The sequence below is a fragment of the Synechococcus sp. R8-2 genome, assembly GCF_047461715.1.
Lineage (GTDB): Bacteria > Cyanobacteriota > Cyanobacteriia > Thermostichales > Thermostichaceae > Thermostichus.
This window is the reverse complement of record NZ_JANSHQ010000674.1, coordinates 1-1,453: the sequence shown is the minus strand read 5'-3', so window position 1 is coordinate 1,453 and position 1,453 is coordinate 1. Positions and strand designations below refer to the sequence as shown.

The window sequence follows — 1,453 nt, the reverse complement described above, 5'->3', positions numbered from 1 at the left end:
AGTTCAGCGTGAATGTATCAGCACCATGGATGCTTTTCCTTGCCTGTCTGTTGCCAACAACGGTGATGGATTCCCAATCGCGACAGTGGGACGGAGTTCCTACTTGGCTCGTTCTTCTCTGCACAAGGGATCCGGCTGGCGGCTGGGCTGGGATCCCACCCGTTCCCCTTTTGTTGCGCTGGTGGGGGGAGAAGCCTGGGCGCTGGAGCTCACTCAGGAGGAGTGGCAAGCGTTTGTGCAGGGGGTGCAGCGCCTGCAGCAGGATATGGAGGCCATCGCCTCCCAACTGATGGCGGAGGAGGGCATTACGCTGGAGCAGACTTGCCCTGCTTTGACGTTGATTGCCAGCGGCAGCGCCACTGCCTGGGGTCTCTATGTGCAATTGCATCAAGGCCGGCGCGGAGAAGGTTTTTGGCCTGCTGATGTTGTCCCTGAGCTATGCCAGGCCCTCGCCCAATGCTTTCAGGAAGCTCTCTAGCCCCCTGAAGCCTGCAGTCCGGATCCCTGCCTGAGAGAACCCATGGATCTGCACCATCTGCACACCTACATTCGTCCCCAACAGCTTGAGGACTTGACCGCATGGGATCCCGGCTGGAACTGGCTGGCCGGGGGGACTTGGCTCTTCTCACAGCCGCAACCCCACCTGCGGGGACTGGTCGATTTGCATCCTCTGGGCTGGAATGAGCTGGAAATCAGCGCAGAAGGGCTAAAACTGGGGGCAACCTGTACCTTCCAGCAACTGTTGCAATACGATTGGCCACCCCATTGGCCAGGGATCCGCGCCCTGTGCGAGGGAATGGCATCTTTGGCCTCTTTCAAAGTGGCCCACCTGGCAACGATAGGGGGAAATCTCTGTCTGGCCCTGAGTGTCGGTGTCGTAGCGCCCGTGTTGATCGCCCTTGAGGCCACCTACACGCTGATCGATCTGCAGGGATCCCTGCGCCACATCCCCGCTCAGGACTTTCAAATCGGCCCCCAACAAACTCTGCAGCAGCTGGGCGAAGCCTTGCGATCCATCTGGATCCCGGCCCAAAACGGCTGCGCGGCCCCAGCACCTTTCAGCGGCTCGGCATCACCCAAACGGATCCCGCCTTGGTGATCGTTGCCGGATCGCGCGATCCCGACTCAGGCGATTATCGCTTCGGGCTCAATGCCGCCCTTTCACCCCCACAACTGGTGCGGCTGGGATCCCGGCCCCATCCAGAACATCTTCCCCAACTTTTGGCAGAGCAAGCCCACGGCTGGATCGCGGATTTTCGGGCCAGCGCCCTTTACCGCCAACGCATGAGCGAGGTATTGATTCGCCGCTGTATAGACATCTTGGGCTAATCGGGGTATTGCCCCATCCCAACAGGGGGCTGAGAACGACGTACTCATCCTGCCAAAGCTCCCGCCGCTCTGAAAGTAAAGGTTTTAGGCGTGGGTCAGTGCCCCAGTTTGAATCGAAATGACC

Annotated in this window: 3 protein-coding genes; all 3 read left to right on the top strand. The window is 59.8% G+C overall.

The window, feature by feature from the left end:
* A partial coding sequence (locus tag NW819_RS13770) for a DUF1818 family protein (protein ID WP_414414096.1) occupies nucleotides 1-478 on the top strand: 478 nt, incomplete at its 5' end.
* A gap of 42 nt (nucleotides 479-520) precedes the next feature.
* Nucleotides 521-1,099 carry an FAD binding domain-containing protein gene (locus NW819_RS13765; protein ID WP_414414095.1) on the top strand — a complete coding sequence of 193 codons (579 nt, stop codon included), beginning with the start codon at nucleotides 521-523 and terminating at the stop codon, nucleotides 1,097-1,099.
* Nucleotides 1,093-1,329, top strand: coding sequence for a hypothetical protein (locus NW819_RS13760; RefSeq protein WP_414414094.1), 237 nt, complete (start codon nucleotides 1,093-1,095; stop codon nucleotides 1,327-1,329). The genes NW819_RS13765 and NW819_RS13760 overlap by 7 nt, the downstream gene beginning before the upstream one ends.
* Nucleotides 1,330-1,453: the final 124 nt, after the last annotated feature.

Coding starts and splice junctions, on each gene's coding strand:
- NW819_RS13765 (WP_414414095.1), top strand. CDS start 521: ATGGATCTGCACCATCTGCACACCTACATTCGTCCCCAACAGCTTGAG.